The sequence below is a fragment of the Pseudomonas chlororaphis subsp. piscium genome (assembly GCF_003850345.1).
Taxonomy (GTDB): Bacteria; Pseudomonadota; Gammaproteobacteria; order Pseudomonadales; family Pseudomonadaceae; genus Aquipseudomonas; species Aquipseudomonas piscium.
Map to the genome: position 1 here is coordinate 6,911,537 of NZ_CP027707.1, position 14,744 is coordinate 6,926,280.

The following is a 14,744-nucleotide window of genomic DNA, read 5'->3' on the forward strand; positions in this document are numbered from 1 at the left end:
TGGGCATCCGAGTTATCGGCTTGCCCATTTTTCAATACGGTTCTCCCCGCTATCGAGGGAGTTCGCAACAGTTATGGATTGACGCTGTCTTTCAGCGATTTGCCTGGCTTGAAGGCTACGGTATTGCTGGCCTTGATCTTCACCGGTTCACCGGTTTGCGGGTTCTTGCCGGTACGGGCGCCACGGTGACGCTGCAGGAAGGTTCCGAAACCTACCAGGGTGACACTGTCCTTACGATGCAGGGCGCCGGTGATTTCTTCGAGAACGGCGTTGAGAACGCGGTTGGCCTGTTCTTTGGTCAGATCCGCTTTTTCAGCAATTGCAGCGGCGAGTTCTGGTTTACGCATAGTGAAGCCTCTTTGACGGTTTTTTGTTGTTATGTCCGTGCTGTTCTTCCGGAACAGCGCCCAAGGCGCCGCAGGCTCTACTCTGCGGCAGACGGGTGTGAGGATGGCACGCGGTTAGGAGTGGCGCCAGTCTCTGCGCGACCTTTGTAGTGGCAAACACATGATTATTCCGACAGAACGACCAGTATTTAGGCCAACAAGCCGGGAAGCTCCTTGTTCAGGGCCAGTTTGTCCATGACCGCGGCCCCGGTCAGCGCATAACCCAGCAGTTTGCCGCCGGCATCGCGGCACAGCGCCTTGATATCGGCGCCCTGCCCTTCGACCGTCCACACGCCTTCCAGGCCGCGTGGCGGTGGCGAAACCACCAGCGGGCAGACCGGGGTTTTCACGGTGATCGGCATCGGGCCGTAGCTGACTGCCGTCGGGTTGCCAGCCAGGGTCTGTGCCAGCGCTCGCGCACAACTCATGAGGGGCATGACGTACAGCAAATTCAGCCCATCGACCTCGGCGCAGTCGCCCAAGGCATAGATGTTGGCGTGGGAGGTCTTGAGATGCCGGTCCACCACCACCCCACGGTTGACCATCACCCCCGCAGCGGCGGCCAGGTCAATGCGCGGACGCAGGCCGATCGCCGACACCACCAGATCGCAGGCAATCACCTCTCCATCGGACAGATGCGCCTCAAGGCCATCCGCCGTGCGCTGCAAGCGATTGAGCACCGGCCCCAGGTGGAAGCGCGCGCCCAGGCTTTCCAGCCCGGCCTGTACCGCGGCGGCGGCCGCAGGGTGCAGCAGAGTTGGCATGACCTGCTCGCAAGGCGCCACCAGGTCCACCTCGTAACCGCCGAGGATCAGGTCGTTGGCGAACTCACAGCCGATCAGACCGGCGCCCAGCAGCAGCACCCGGCGCTTGCCGGCCGCGGCCGCGCGAAAGCGCGCGTAGTCTTCCAGGTCGTTGATCGGGAAGATCAGGTCACCGGCATCGCCCTCCACCGGTACGCGCACGGTTTCCGCGCCCCAAGCGAGGATCAGGTCGCGGTAGCTCACCGCTTCTTCACCAATCCACAGGCGCTTGTGGCCAGGGTCGATGCCGCTGATGCGGGTATGGGTGCGCACCTCGGCCTTCAGTTGCTCGGCCATGGCGCCGGGTTCGGCCATGCTCAGGCCGTCGGCTTCCTTGTTCTTGCCAAAGCCGGTGGACAGCATCGGCTTGGAATAGGAACGTCCGTCATCGGCGGTAATCAGCAGCAGCGGCGTTTCGCTATCGAGCTTGCGAAACTCTCGGGCCAGGTTGTAGCCGGCCAGCCCGGTGCCCACGATGACGACAGGTGCGTTCATTCCTTACTCCTTCAGGTTCAGGGGATCACAGGTTGTGATCAGCCGATTTCGATCATTTCGAAATCCATTTTGCCAACTCCGCAATCCGGGCAGAGCCAGTCTTCAGGCACGTCTTCCCAGCGGGTACCGGGCAAGATTCCGTCGTCCGGCCAGCCGTCGGCTTCGTTGTAGATCAGGCCGCAGACCACACATTGCCACTTTTTCATTTACGCGTTTCCTCAGGTTCTCAGGCTGTTGCCGGCGGGATGGTCGATGAATCGACTCTGGATGACGCCAGGCGGCGCGTCCGGCCCAGCGCGTTTTGTACTGATGAGCACCGACGGATGCAAGCACGTTCGCTGCGGGCGGCCGCTCCATTGCGGCAAAATCGCCTGTCGCCATGCTAAGCTCGCGGCCTCATTTGCTGCCAATAATGACCCACTGTGCCGCACTCAATCTCTCCATTTTCTACCCCGGACTGGCTCTCGCAAAGCCGGCTGACGCCCCTCCCCGACGCACAAACCCTCGACTGGCTGTTCGATGAAGGTTCTCTGACCCGGCGCCTGACCCGTCTCTCCAATGACGGTTTCAGCGTGACGCCGCTGGTCGAAGGCTGGCAGACCCTGCGCGCCGACGAATGCGCCGCGCTGGACCTGCCGCCAGGCAGCCAGGGCTGGGTACGCGAGGTGTATCTGCGCGGTCACGGCCAGGCCTGGGTATTCGCCCGCAGCGTGGCGGCCCGCAGTGCCCTGCAGGATGGCGGGCTGAACATGGACGAACTGGGCAGCCGCTCCCTGGGCGAACTGCTGTTCTGCGACCAGGCTTTTCAACGCCGCCCCATCGAAGTCTGCCATTACCCACGCCCATGGTTGCCCGACGAGGTGCAAGCCGATGACCTCTGGGCCCGCCGTTCGCGCTTCGATCGCGCAACCCTGAGCGTGCTGGTCGCCGAAATCTTCCTGCCGTCCCTGTGGAGCGCCGTCAGCGCCCAGCTGGAGAACCGCTGATGTATCAGAGCCTGCTCAAATCCCTCAACCGCCTGAATCCACGCGCCTGGGACTTCATTCAGCTGACCCGCATGGATAAGCCGATCGGCATCTACCTGCTGCTCTGGCCGACCCTCTGGGCCCTGTGGATTGCCGGCGAAGGCTCGCCATCGCTGGCCAATATCGTGATTTTCGTCCTCGGCGTGACCCTCACCCGGGCTGGCGGCTGCGTGATCAACGACTGGGCCGACCGCAAGGTCGACGGCCATGTGAAGCGCACCGAACAGCGTCCGCTGGTCAGCGGCAAGATCAGCTCCAAGGAAGCCCTGGTGTTCTTCGCCGTGCTGATGTTCATCAGCTTCCTGCTGGTGCTGTGCACCAACGCGGCCACCATCTGGCTGTCGCTGGGCGGCCTGGCCCTGGCGGCCAGCTACCCCTTCATGAAGCGCTACACCTATTACCCGCAAGTAGTGCTAGGCGCGGCGTTCTCCTGGGGCATCCCGATGGCCTTCACCGCCGAGACCGGCGAACTGCCGGCCACCGCCTGGCTGTTGTACATCGCCAACCTGCTGTGGACCGTGGCTTATGATACCTATTACGCGATGACCGACCGCGACGACGACCTGAAGATCGGAGTGAAATCCACCGCAATCCTGTTCGGCGAAGCCGACCGGGTGATCATTCTGACCCTGCAGGGCCTGGCGCTGGGGTGCCTGCTGCTGGCAGGCGCGCGCTTCGAACTGGGGGGCTGGTTCCATCTGGGCTTGCTGGCCGCGGCCGGCTGTTTTGCCTGGGAGTTCTGGGACACTCGCGATCGCGACCGGATGAAGTGCTTCAAGGCCTTCCTGCACAACCACTGGGCAGGGTTGGCGATTTTCCTGGGGATAGTCGTGGATTACGCGGTGCGCTGAAGATCGTTATCGCGGGCAAGCCTCGCTCCTACGTAGGAGCGAGGCTTGCCCGCGAAGAAACACTGCGGTCAATCAGGCTTGGCCACTTTCCAGGCGCCGTCCATCTTGCCGTCGCCGGTCATGTCACCGGCTTTCTTGTCCATCACGAAGGTGTACAGCGGCTTGCCGTCGTAGGCCCACTGCATGGAGCCGTCGTCACGCTTGATGACGGTCCACTCGCCCATGGCCTTGTCGCCGCTGGCGGCCATCAGCGGCGGCCAGTTGGCGGCGCACTTGTCGTTGCACATGGACTTGCCGCCGGCATCCTTGGCAAAGGTGTACAGGGTCATGCCCTTGTGGTCGACGTACATACCATCTTTGACCATCGCCGGCTCCGCGGCGAACGCCAGCCCGGGCAAGGCCAGCGCAGCGCTCAGCAACAGGGCTTTGCAGGATTTCGTGAGTTGAGTCATGGAAACCTTCTTTGGTGGTTGTCAGGATTCGGACCCAAAGCTTAGTCCATGAATGCAGCCCTCGCCCCAGCACCTAAAATACTGTCACACGACTGCAATAATTCCGTTATCTAATGCGGCGCAAGACAGTTAAATGACAAGAGGATTGAGCATGGTTGGCAGGAGCATTCTGATCGTTGACGACGAAGCGCCCATTCGCGAAATGATCGCCGTTGCGTTGGAAATGGCCGGCTACGACTGCCTGGAGGCGGAGAACTCCCAGCAGGCCCATGCCATCATCGTCGACCGCAAGCCCGACCTGATCCTGCTCGACTGGATGCTGCCCGGCACCTCCGGCATCGAGCTGGCCCGACGCCTGAAACGCGATGAACTGACCGGTGACATCCCGATCATCATGCTCACCGCCAAGGGCGAAGAGGACAACAAGATCCAGGGCCTGGAAGTCGGCGCCGACGACTACATCACCAAGCCGTTCTCCCCTCGCGAGCTGGTAGCGCGCCTCAAAGCCGTGCTGCGCCGCGCCGGCCCGACCGATGGCGAGGCGCCGATCGAAGTCGGCGGCCTGCTGCTGGACCCGATCAGCCACCGCGTGACCATCGACGGCAAACCGGCCGAAATGGGCCCGACCGAATACCGCCTGCTGCAATTCTTCATGACCCACCAGGAACGCGCCTACACCCGCGGCCAGTTGCTGGACCAGGTCTGGGGCGGCAACGTCTATGTCGAAGAACGCACCGTCGACGTGCATATCCGCCGTCTGCGCAAAGCCTTGGGCGATGCCTACGAGAATCTGGTACAAACCGTGCGCGGCACCGGCTACCGTTTTTCCACCAAGGCCTGAAGCCGGCCCCTTATTCGCCAGACGCTTACAAGGACGCGTGTTAAGTGAACCAAAACTGGCATGGCACCCTGATTCGCCACATGCTGCTGTTGGTCACCGGCTGCCTGCTGGTGGGCCTGATCAGTGGTTACTACGGCTGGAGCCTGGCCATCGGCCTGGGGATCTATCTGGCCTGGACCCTCAAACAGCTGCTGCGCCTGCATGAATGGCTGCGCCTGCACCAACCCGATGAAGCACCGCCCGATGGCTACGGCCTGTGGGGCGAGGTGTTCGACAGCATCTACCACCTGCAACGCCGCGACCAACGGGTACGCGGGCGCCTGCAAGCGGTGATCGACCGGGTCCAGGAGTCCACCGCGGCGCTGAAAGACGCGGTGATCATGCTCGACAGCGACGGCAACCTGGAGTGGTGGAACCGCGCCGCGGAAACCCTGCTGGGCCTGAAGACCCCGCAAGACAGCGGCCAGCCGGTGACCAACCTGGTGCGTCATCCGCGCTTCAAGGAATACTTCGAACAGGACAATTACAACGAGCCGCTGGAAATCCCCTCACCAACCAACGACCGGGTACGCATCCAGCTGTACATCACCCGCTACGGCAACAACGAACACCTGATGCTGGTGCGCGACGTGACCCGCATCCACCAGCTGGAACAGATGCGCAAAGACTTCATCGCCAACGTCTCCCACGAGCTGCGCACGCCGCTGACGGTGATCTGCGGCTACCTGGAAACCCTGCTCGACAATGTCGAGGAAGTGAACCCGCGCTGGAGCCGCGCCCTGCAGCAGATGCAGCAGCAAGGCGGGCGCATGCAGACCCTGCTCAACGACCTGCTGCTGTTGGCCAAGCTGGAAGCCACCGACTACCCGTCGGACAACCAGCCGGTGCCGATCGATGTGCTGCTGCAATCGATCAAGAGCGATGCCCAGGCCCTGTCCGGGGAACGCAACCAGCGCATCACCCTGGAAGCCGACGCGCAGGTCCTGCTCAAGGGCAGCGAGGCGGAACTGCGCAGCGCCTTTTCCAACCTGGTGTTCAACGCCGTGAAATACACCCCGGCCGAGGGCAACATCCGCATCCGCTGGTGGGGCGACGAGCAAGGCGCGCACCTGAGCGTGCAGGACTCGGGGATCGGCATCGACAGCAAGCACTTGCCGCGCCTGACCGAACGCTTCTACCGGGTCGACTCCAGCCGCAACTCCAACACCGGCGGCACCGGCCTGGGCCTGGCCATCGTCAAGCATGTTCTGCTGCGCCATCGGGCGCGCCTGGAGATCAGCAGCGTACCCGGCCACGGCAGCACTTTTACCTGCCATTTCGCCCCGGCCCAGGTGAAAAAATTCCGTGCCGGCACCCTGACCGACCAGCGGTGACAGCCACGCGCCACTAGGCAATCGCCCTGCCAGCCGCTACATTGGCTGGCTTGCGCCTGCCATTGCGCCGCGCATTTCTCTCTTTTTCGAATACACGGAACCCGCAAAACTCCATCATGGACCCTTCCCCTGGTTTTACCCTCGCGTCTCTTTTCGCCGACTTCGGCATGATTCTTTTTGCACTGCTCCTGGTTCTGCTCAACGGCTTTTTCGTAGCCGCCGAGTTCGCCATGGTCAAACTGCGCTCGACCCGGGTCGAGGCCATCGCCCATAAGAACGGCTGGCGCGGGCAGATCCTGCGCACCGTACACAGCCAGCTGGATGCCTACCTTTCCGCGTGCCAGTTGGGTATCACCCTGGCCTCCCTTGGCCTGGGCTGGGTCGGTGAGCCGGCCTTCGCCCACCTGCTGGCGCCGCTGCTCAGCGCCGTGGGCGTGGACTCGGCGGAAGTGGTCAAGGGCGTGTCGTTCTTTACCGCCTTCTTCATCATTTCCTACCTGCACATCGTGGTCGGCGAGCTGGCGCCCAAGTCCTGGGCCATCCGCAAGCCCGAGCTGCTGTCGCTGTGGACGGCGGTGCCGCTGTACCTGTTCTACTGGCTGATGTACCCGGCGATCTACCTGCTCAACGCCAGCGCCAACACCATCCTGCGCATCGCCGGCCAGGGCGAGCCCGGCCCGCATCACGAGCACCACTACAGCCGCGAAGAACTGAAGCTGATCCTGCACTCCAGCCGGGGCCAGGACCCCAGCGACCAGGGCATGCGCGTACTGGCCTCGGCCGTGGAAATGGGCGAGCTGGAAGTGGTGGACTGGGCCAACTCCCGGGAAGACCTGATCAGCGTAGAGTTCAACGCGCCGCTGAAGCAGATCCTCGCCCTGTTCCGCCGCCACAAGTTCAGCCGCTACCCGGTCTACGACAGCGAGCGCAACGAATTCGTCGGCCTGCTGCACATCAAGGACCTGCTGCTGGAACTGGCGGCACTGGACCACATTCCCGAGTCGTTCAACCTGGCCGAGCTGACCCGCCCGCTGGAGCGCGTTTCCCGGCACATGCCGCTGTCGCAGCTGCTGGAACAATTCCGTAAAGGCGGTTCGCACTTCGCCCTGGTGGAGGAAGCCGACGGCAAGATCATCGGCTACCTGACCATGGAAGACGTGCTGGAAGTGCTGGTTGGCGATATCCAGGACGAACACCGCAAGGCCGAACGCGGCATCCTCGCCTACCAGCCTGGCAAGTTGCTGGTGCGCGGCGACACCCCGCTGTTCAAGGTGGAACGCCTGCTGGGCATCGACCTGGACCATATCGAGGCCGAAACCCTCGCCGGCCTGGTCTACGAGACCCTGAAACGGGTACCGGAAGAAGAAGAGGTCATGGAAGTCGAAGGCCTGCGCATCATCATCAAGAAGATGAAAGGCCCGAAAATCGTCCTGGCCAAGGTGTTGATGCTCGACTGAGCACAGTCTGACACCTCATCGCGAGCAGCCGGTCGACGCTCGATTGCTCGCGATTCCCTCCCCTGATTACACCCACCCGCTGATCGCCCTGTAGCCGCTGCCGCAGGCTGCGATCGACTTGGGCAGCACTCCGACGAAGCGGGCGCAGGATCTAGAGATCGCTGAAGGCCTGCGGCCTTATCGCAGCCTGACGGCAGCAGCTACACGGCTACTTTTTGCCTAGCGCGAAATTCGGCAGGCTGCCGATGGGCTGGTTGAACTGATAGGGAATCGACACCAGCCCCAGGCCGGTATTGCGCTGCACCACGAAGTGCAGGTGCGGGCCGCTGCTGTTGCCGGTGTTGCCCGACAGCGCCAGCGGGCTGCCCACCACGACCCGCTGGCCTTCACGCACCCTTACCGAGCCGCGCTTGAGGTGCAGGTACACCCCCATGGTGCCGTCGTTGTGCAGCACCCGCACGAAATTGCCGGAAGGGTCGGTGCCGTGCCCGCTCTGGCGGTTCTCGGTCTTCACCACCACCCCGCCACGCGCCGCGATGATCGGCGTGCCCTCGGGCATGGCGATGTCCATGGCATAACGGCTCTTGGGGCCGAAATGGCTGTACCGGCCGTTGGCGCCCTGGGTCAGGCGAAAGGGGCCGCCACGCCAGGGCAACGGGTAACGATAGGCCTGGGCGGCGCCTGCAGGGTCGCCCAGGGAATAACGGAACTGCGGGACATAGATCAGCGGCTTGCCCGCCTGCATCGCCGTGAGCTGCGCCAGGCGCTGTCGGCTGCGGGCCGGCAGTACCCGGCGAATCGGCTGCCTGGGCGCACTGCGGATATTCTTCAGGCCGGTAAACCCCAGCTCGATCTCCACCGGCGCATACAGGTCGTTACGCACAAAGACGCTGTCCACCCCCCAGCTCTTCTCGACATCCAAGCGCACCTGGCGCTCCAGGTGCTCGACCATGCGATCGCGAAACACGAACACCTGGGCGCCCGGCGACGGACGGTCACTGTAGGACACCACGCCATTGGCGTCGGTGGACTTGTAGATGGTCATGGCCATGGCCGAGGTGGCAGCCAGCAACAGACCGCAGGAAAACAGCAGGTGCATGAACATGGGCAAGATTCTGAGGAAAGCCTGAAGTCAGGCTAGCAGCCCGACGTGGACTTTGTATGAATCAACCCTGCACCAGAGGTTCCATTGCCGACGGACTGAAGCTGATATCGACGCCCAGTTGCGCGGCGTCGGAGAGGTTGACCAGCGCATCCAGGGAAAACTTGTTGATCTTGCCGCTGAGCACGTCGTTGAGTCGCGGCTGGGTGATATTGAGCCGCCTGGCGGCCTCCTTCTGTGAAACACCCCAGACCTTGATGGTCTTGCCCAGCTCCAGCATGAGCTTGGAGCGCAGGCGCATATTGGCGGCTTCCTGGGGCGAACCTTCGAGCGCGTCCCAGACACTGGCGAAACGCTCGGTATGCATGTGATCGGTCATGACGTGCACTTATCTCCTGAAGTCTGGCCCGAGCCAGCTCGATGTCCCGCGCTTCGGTCTTGCGGGTGGTCTTGCGCATGGCGTGCAGCACATAAATGGCCGCGGGCCGGTTGGCCACGTAAAACACCCGAAACGCCCCTGAGTCCTCACTGATCCTGATCTCGAACACCCCCGGCCCCACGGTTTTCATCGACCGGCAGTCATAGGGCTGCTCGCCCTGCTGCAACAGATCCAGCTGAAAACCCGCGGCCCTTCGCGCATCCAGCGGAAAAGCCCGGAGGTCCCGGAGCGCGCTCCCGACAAACACCACATCCTTGTGCCTAGGCATCGAACCTCTCCCGTTACTGACCCCAGAGAGGTTAAACAACCCGACCGCCACAGCGCGCGGCCGGGTTGTTTCAAAGCGTGGCCCGGCACAAGAAAAGCCAAAAGCACAGACCACAACCTATATCAGTACAGATATAAATCAACCTGAAAAACCGAGAATCGGACACACGGCATCAAACCACCGCCCCCTCCCCCAACGCCTTGCGCTGCGCGGCCTGCAACACATCACAGCCATCATCCAACAACAGATACAAGGCCTGGGTGACACGCCCCAGATCACCTTCGTCAGCGTGCAGAAGCGTGGTACAGGGAAGTGTTTGCAGCAGGTTTCGCGCCGCATTCAAACGCAGACTGGCACTGGAGCGTGGATGTTGTAGCCACCGCAGGCTGCGATCGACTTGAGCGGCACTCCGACGAAGCGGGCGCAAGGTTTGAGATCGCTGAAGGCCTTCGGCTTTATCGCGGCCTGCGGCAGCGGCTACGGGGTCGGGGCCAGCGGTCTGGAAAATATAGCGTCAGAACGGACGTCATCGCGGGCAAGCCTCGCTCCTACAGAAGCGTGGTTGCCCGCGAGATAGTGGTCAGGAACGGGGCTGAGAGGGGCTCAGGCGCCGGGGACGAAGTGTTTCTGCGCCGTGCCGCGGGCGATCAGGCGGGAGATGTAGTCGAGCTTCTGCGCATCCTGGTCGACGAAGCGGAAAGTCAGCTGCAGCCACTCGCTGTCCGGCTTCGGCTCATAGGCCACCACCGCATGCAGGTAGCCGTTCAGGCGCGCCACTTCGGCATTGTCACCCTGCTCCAGGTCCAGCACGGCGCTGTCGAGCACCTGTGGCAGTGTATCGGTGCGCTTCACCACCAATAGCGCCTCCTTGATGCTCAGCGCCTTGATCACACACTGCTGGGTACCGCTGGGCAGGCGCAACTGCCCCTGGCCGCGACCACTGGCAGGCGCAGCGGCGGCAGGAGCCGGAGCCTTGACTGGAGGACTGTTGAGCAGGCCACGGGACGGGGCCGCAGCGGGAGCCGGAGCGGACACCACGGCAGGCTTGGCAAACGGATTGACCGCCGCAGCCGCCGGAGCGGCGCCAATGACTTCGGCCTTGCCGCCGGTCAGGGCGCTCAGGGAATCATTGCCGAACGCCGAGTTCATCTTGGTCGGCGCGCTGTTCATCAGGGTGTCGAGCTTGCCGACCTTGTTCAGCGCCTGCTTGACCTTGGTCAGCAGCTGCTCGTTGGTGAACGGCTTGCTGACGTAGCCGGAGACGCCGGCCTGGATCGCCTGCACCACGTTCTCCTTGTCGCCACGACTGGTAACCATGATGAACGGCATGGCCTTCATCGCCTCCTGGCTGCGGCACCAGGTCAGCAGCTCCAGGCCGGACATTTCCGGCATTTCCCAGTCGCACAGGACCAGGTCGAAGGCTTCACGGGCCAGCAGGGCCTGGGCTTTACGGCCGTTGATGGCGTCCTCGATCTTGATGCCAGGGAAGTAGTTGCGCAGACACTTCTTCACCAGGTCACGAATGAACGAAGCGTCATCCACCACCAACACACTTACCTTACTCATCGACCACCCCTTTAAAAATCCCGGCTAGCATAACGCTTTACTGATGGCACTTTGCCAAAACTCTTCAGTCACGCCAGGACTTTTCGTTCGCGGGCGCTGCTTTTCAAGTTCAATCCCCATAAACGAAAACGCCCGGCCAAAAGGGCCGGGCGCTTCTCTCGGGCAACCTTACTTATCGTCAGCTTCACCCGGAACATTAGCGCTTTCGGCGCTTGTGCCTTCAACTTCTTCCTTCATCCGCTTGAGCCCCAGGTGGCGCACATCGGTACCGCGCACCAGGTAAATCACCAGCTCCGAAATGTTGCGCGCGTGGTCGCCGATCCGCTCCAGGGAGCGCAGCACCCAGATGATGCTCAGAACGCGCGAGATCGAGCGCGGATCTTCCATCATGTAGGTGGCCAGCTCACGCAAAGCGGTCTTGTACTCGCGGTCGATGATCTTGTCGTACTGGGCCACCGACAGCGCCAGGTCGGCGTCGAAGCGGGCAAAAGCGTCCAGTGCATCGCGCACCATGTTGCGCACCTGGTCGCCGATGTGTCGCACTTCCACGTAGCCGCGCGGGGCTTCGCCTTCTTCGCACAGCTGGATGGCGCGACGGGCGATCTTGGTCGATTCGTCGCCGATGCGCTCCAGGTCGATCACCGACTTGGAGATGCTGATGATCAGGCGCAGGTCGGAAGCCGCCGGCTGGCGACGGGCGAGAATGCGCAGGCATTCTTCGTCGATGTTGCGTTCCATCTGGTTGATCTGGTCGTCGATCTCGCGCACCTGCTGGGCAAGCCCCGAGTCGGCTTCGATCAGCGCGGTGACGGCGTCGTTGACTTGTTTCTCGACCAGCCCGCCCATCGCCAGGAGGTGGCTGCGCACCTCCTCGAGTTCGGCGTTGAACTGCTGGGAGATGTGATGCGTGAGGCCTTCTTTACTAATCATGGTTGGCGTCCTTGGAGCGTCCGGTAAGGTGCGGTGGACCGCAGCGTCAGTTCAGTGAGCAACAACAGCTTCCTAGCCGTAACGACCGGTGATGTAGTCTTCGGTCTGCTTCTTCGCCGGATTGGTGAACAGGGTGTCGGTGTCGCCGAATTCCACCAGTTTGCCCATGTACATGAACGCCGTGTAGTCGGAGACGCGCGCGGCCTGTTGCATGTTGTGGGTCACGATCACGATGGTGAACTTCGATTTCAGTTCGTAGATCAGTTCTTCGACCTTCAGGGTGGAAATCGGGTCGAGTGCCGAGCAGGGTTCGTCGAGCAGCAGCACTTCCGGTTCCACGGCGATGGTACGGGCGATCACCAGACGCTGCTGCTGACCACCGGACAGGCCGAGCGCCGAGTCGTGCAGGCGGTCCTTGACCTCGTCCCACAGCGCCGCGCCCTTGAGGGCCCACTCGACGGCTTCGTCGAGGATGCGCTTCTTGTTGATGCCCTGGATGCGCAGGCCGTAGACCACGTTCTCGTAGATGGTCTTCGGGAACGGGTTGGGCTTCTGGAACACCATGCCCACACGGCGGCGCAGCTCGGCCACGTCTTCGCCCTTGCGGTAGATGTTGTTGCCGTAGAGGTTGATCTCGCCTTCCACGCGGCAGCCGTCCACCAGGTCGTTCATCCGGTTGAAGGTCCGCAGCAGGGTCGACTTGCCGCAGCCGGACGGGCCGATGAAGGCGGTCACGCGCTGCTTCGGAATGTTCATGCTGACGTCGAACAGCGCCTGCTTCTCACCGTAGAACAGGCTCAGGCCCGGGACTTCGATGGCCACGGTTTCCTGCTCCAGGCTCAGGCTCTGCTTGTCGCGGCCCAGGGCCGACATGTTGATGCCGTGGGTATGTGCTTCTTGCTGCATGGGTAACTCCCTACGCTAACAAATTCGTTTCAGTGAGCCGCTGGCCTCACAGAATGGGCCAGAGGTGTTGCCGTTTTGCAGGAGAGAGGCTTGCCCGCGAAGGCGTCGGCACATTTGACAATGATGCGACTGACAGACAGCTTTCGCGAGCAAGCTTCGCTCCTACAGGGGCGGTGTTAACTATCCAAAGCCTTGTATTTCTCGCGCAGGTGGTTACGAATCCACACTGCCGACAGGTTGAGCGTCGCGATCACCAGCACCAGCAGCAGCGCCGTGGCGTACACCAGCGGCCGCGCGGCCTCGACGTTGGGGCTCTGGAAGCCGACGTCGTAGATGTGGAAGCCCAGGTGCATGATCTTCTGGTCCAGGTGCAGGTACGGGTAGTTGCCGTCCACCGGCAGCGACGGCGCCAGCTTCACCACACCCACCAGCATCAGCGGCGCCACTTCACCGGCGGCGCGGGCCACCGCGAGGATCATGCCGGTCATCATCGCCGGGCTGGCCATCGGCAGCACGATCTTCCACAGGGTTTCCGCCTTGGTCGCGCCCAGGGCCAGGGAACCTTCACGCACGGTGCGGGGAATCCGCGCCAGGCCTTCCTCGGTGGCCACGATCACCACCGGCACCGCCAGCAGCGCCAGGGTCAGGGAGGCCCAGAGCAGGCCCGGAGTACCGAAGGTCGGTGCCGGCAGCGCTTCGGGGAAGAACAGCCGGTCGAGGGAGCCACCCAGCACATAGACGAAGAAGCCCAGGCCGAACACGCCGTAGACGATGGCCGGAACCCCCGCCAGGTTGTTCACCGCGATGCGGATCACCCGGGTCAGGGTGTTCTGCTTGGCGTATTCACGCAGGTACACCGCCGCCAGCACGCCGAACGGGGTCACGATCATCGCCATGATCAGGGTCATCATCACGGTACCGAAGATCGCCGGGAAGATGCCGCCTTCAGTGTTGGCTTCACGCGGGTCGTCGCTGAGGAACTCCCAGACCTTGCTGAAGTAGAAGCCCAGCTTGGTGAAGGTACCCATGGCGTTCGGCTGGTAGGCATGCACCACCTTGCCCAGGCCGATTTCCACTTCCTTGCCGTTGGCGTCGCGGGCAGTCAGGCTGTCGCGGTTGAACTGCGCGTGCAGGTCGCTCAAGCGGGCTTCGACCTCCTGGTAACGGGCGTTCAGCTCGGCGCGCTCGCTTTCCATGTCGGCCTGGGCGGCGGCATCGAGCTTGCCGTCCAGTTCCAGCTTGCGACCGTGCAGACGGATACGCTCGAGGCCGGCGTTGATCGCGCCGATATCGGATTTCTCCAGGGTCTTGAGCTGGGCGGCCAGCTTGCTCACCCGCTCAATCCGCGCCTGCAGTTCCGGCCAGGCCGCTTCGCCTTCGGCGATGACCTTGCCATCCTGCTTGACGTTGACCAGGTAGCCGTAGAAGTTGCCCCACTCGCGGCGCTCGATGGCCATCAGCTCCGGCGGCGTGGTCTGGTTGGTCAGCCAGTCGCCGACAATCCAGGTGAAGTCGTTGCCGTTCAGGTCCCGGTTGCCGACCTTGATCAGCTCGCGGGTCATGAACTCGGGGCCTTCATCCGGCACCGGCAGGCCGGCGCTCTTCAGGCGCGCCCGCGGCACTTCTTCTTTCTGTACCACTTCGCCGACGACCAGGTGGTTGGCCTGGCCCGGCACGTCGTAGTGGGCATGCACCAGGTCCGCCGGCCAGAAGTGGCCCAGACCGCGCACGGCAATCACCGCCAGCAGGCCAATGGTCATGATGACCGCAATGGACACCGCGCCACCGCTGATCCAGACGCCTGGGGCGCCGCTCTTGAACCATCCATTCAGGGAGTTCTGTTTCACAGA

15 protein-coding genes and 1 pseudogene are annotated in these 14,744 nt (G+C 62.8%); 5 read left to right on the forward strand and 11 right to left on the reverse strand.

The genetic code is table 11. The annotated features are described in order from the left end of the window. Nucleotides 1-71 precede the first annotated feature (71 nt). The 3 genes from C4K38_RS31515 to C4K38_RS31525 form a co-directional block, all read right to left on the reverse strand. Entirely contained in the window at nucleotides 72-347 is a 276-nt protein-coding gene (locus tag C4K38_RS31515; protein WP_003213368.1) for an HU family DNA-binding protein, read from the reverse strand. Nucleotides 348-535: 188 nt separating this feature from the next. Further along, entirely contained in the window at nucleotides 536-1,684 is a 1,149-nt protein-coding gene (locus C4K38_RS31520; RefSeq protein ID WP_053276695.1) for an NAD(P)/FAD-dependent oxidoreductase, read from the reverse strand. Nucleotides 1,685-1,722: 38 nt separating this feature from the next. After that, nucleotides 1,723-1,890: a rubredoxin gene (locus C4K38_RS31525; protein WP_007930291.1), complete on the reverse strand. Its 168-nt coding sequence runs from the start codon at nucleotides 1,888-1,890 to the stop codon at nucleotides 1,723-1,725. A gap of 216 nt (nucleotides 1,891-2,106) precedes the next feature. Here C4K38_RS31525 and C4K38_RS31530 point away from each other — a divergent pair, with 216 nt between their 5' ends. Both C4K38_RS31530 and ubiA read left to right on the forward strand, forming a co-directional pair. Continuing rightward, complete coding sequence (locus C4K38_RS31530; RefSeq protein ID WP_053276696.1) at nucleotides 2,107-2,670, forward strand: chorismate--pyruvate lyase family protein; 564 nt, start codon at nucleotides 2,107-2,109, stop codon at nucleotides 2,668-2,670. Then, entirely contained in the window at nucleotides 2,670-3,560 is an 891-nt protein-coding gene (ubiA, locus tag C4K38_RS31535) for a 4-hydroxybenzoate octaprenyltransferase (protein WP_053276697.1), read from the forward strand. Before C4K38_RS31530 ends, ubiA begins: the two co-directional genes overlap by 1 nt. A 68-nt stretch (nucleotides 3,561-3,628) precedes the next feature. On the opposite strand, the gene C4K38_RS31540 is transcribed toward ubiA, so the two are convergent. Continuing rightward, nucleotides 3,629-4,012, reverse strand: a complete 384-nt coding sequence (locus C4K38_RS31540; RefSeq protein WP_053276698.1) for a COG4315 family predicted lipoprotein — start codon at nucleotides 4,010-4,012, stop codon at nucleotides 3,629-3,631. 151 nt (nucleotides 4,013-4,163) lie between these two features. Between C4K38_RS31540 and phoB the strand changes: the two genes are divergently transcribed. The 3 genes from phoB to C4K38_RS31555 all read left to right on the forward strand — a co-directional run bounded on the left by phoB (nucleotide 4,164) and on the right by C4K38_RS31555 (nucleotide 7,683). After that, complete coding sequence (phoB, locus tag C4K38_RS31545) at nucleotides 4,164-4,853, forward strand: phosphate regulon transcriptional regulator PhoB (protein ID WP_007896474.1); 690 nt, start codon at nucleotides 4,164-4,166, stop codon at nucleotides 4,851-4,853. Nucleotides 4,854-4,933: 80 nt separating this feature from the next. Beyond that, nucleotides 4,934-6,226 (forward strand): phosphate regulon sensor histidine kinase PhoR, encoded by a 1,293-nt coding sequence (gene phoR / locus C4K38_RS31550; protein ID WP_231998604.1) that lies wholly within the window; start codon nucleotides 4,934-4,936, stop codon nucleotides 6,224-6,226. Nucleotides 6,227-6,342: 116 nt separating this feature from the next. Next, nucleotides 6,343-7,683 carry a hemolysin family protein gene (locus tag C4K38_RS31555; protein WP_007930300.1) on the forward strand — a complete coding sequence of 447 codons (1,341 nt, stop codon included), beginning with the start codon at nucleotides 6,343-6,345 and terminating at the stop codon, nucleotides 7,681-7,683. A 208-nt stretch (nucleotides 7,684-7,891) separates the two neighbouring features. On the opposite strand, the gene C4K38_RS31560 is transcribed toward C4K38_RS31555, so the two are convergent. From C4K38_RS31560 to pstA, 7 genes and pseudogenes are all read right to left on the reverse strand, one after another. Next, nucleotides 7,892-8,788, reverse strand: a complete 897-nt coding sequence (locus C4K38_RS31560) for a peptidoglycan DD-metalloendopeptidase family protein (protein ID WP_053276700.1) — start codon at nucleotides 8,786-8,788, stop codon at nucleotides 7,892-7,894. 61 nt (nucleotides 8,789-8,849) lie between these two features. Next, complete coding sequence (locus C4K38_RS31565; RefSeq protein WP_053276701.1) at nucleotides 8,850-9,164, reverse strand: helix-turn-helix domain-containing protein; 315 nt, start codon at nucleotides 9,162-9,164, stop codon at nucleotides 8,850-8,852. A 7-nt stretch (nucleotides 9,165-9,171) separates the two neighbouring features. Next, a pseudogene (locus tag C4K38_RS31570) lies at nucleotides 9,172-9,492 on the reverse strand (type II toxin-antitoxin system RelE/ParE family toxin); the annotation flags it as partial. 603 nt (nucleotides 9,493-10,095) lie between these two features. Next, the gene (locus C4K38_RS31575; RefSeq protein ID WP_053276702.1) at nucleotides 10,096-11,058 is read right to left on the reverse strand and encodes a response regulator; all 963 of its coding nucleotides are present in this window, start codon (nucleotides 11,056-11,058) and stop codon (nucleotides 10,096-10,098) included. Between the two features lie 168 nt (nucleotides 11,059-11,226). Next, nucleotides 11,227-11,988, reverse strand: coding sequence for a phosphate signaling complex protein PhoU (gene phoU, locus C4K38_RS31580; RefSeq protein WP_007928528.1), 762 nt, complete (start codon nucleotides 11,986-11,988; stop codon nucleotides 11,227-11,229). 72 nt (nucleotides 11,989-12,060) lie between these two features. Beyond that, nucleotides 12,061-12,894 carry a phosphate ABC transporter ATP-binding protein PstB gene (gene pstB, locus C4K38_RS31585; RefSeq protein WP_009051604.1) on the reverse strand — a complete coding sequence of 278 codons (834 nt, stop codon included), beginning with the start codon at nucleotides 12,892-12,894 and terminating at the stop codon, nucleotides 12,061-12,063. A gap of 176 nt (nucleotides 12,895-13,070) precedes the next feature. Next, complete coding sequence (gene pstA / locus C4K38_RS31590; protein ID WP_053276703.1) at nucleotides 13,071-14,741, reverse strand: phosphate ABC transporter permease PstA; 1,671 nt, start codon at nucleotides 14,739-14,741, stop codon at nucleotides 13,071-13,073. Nucleotides 14,742-14,744 lie beyond the last annotated feature (3 nt).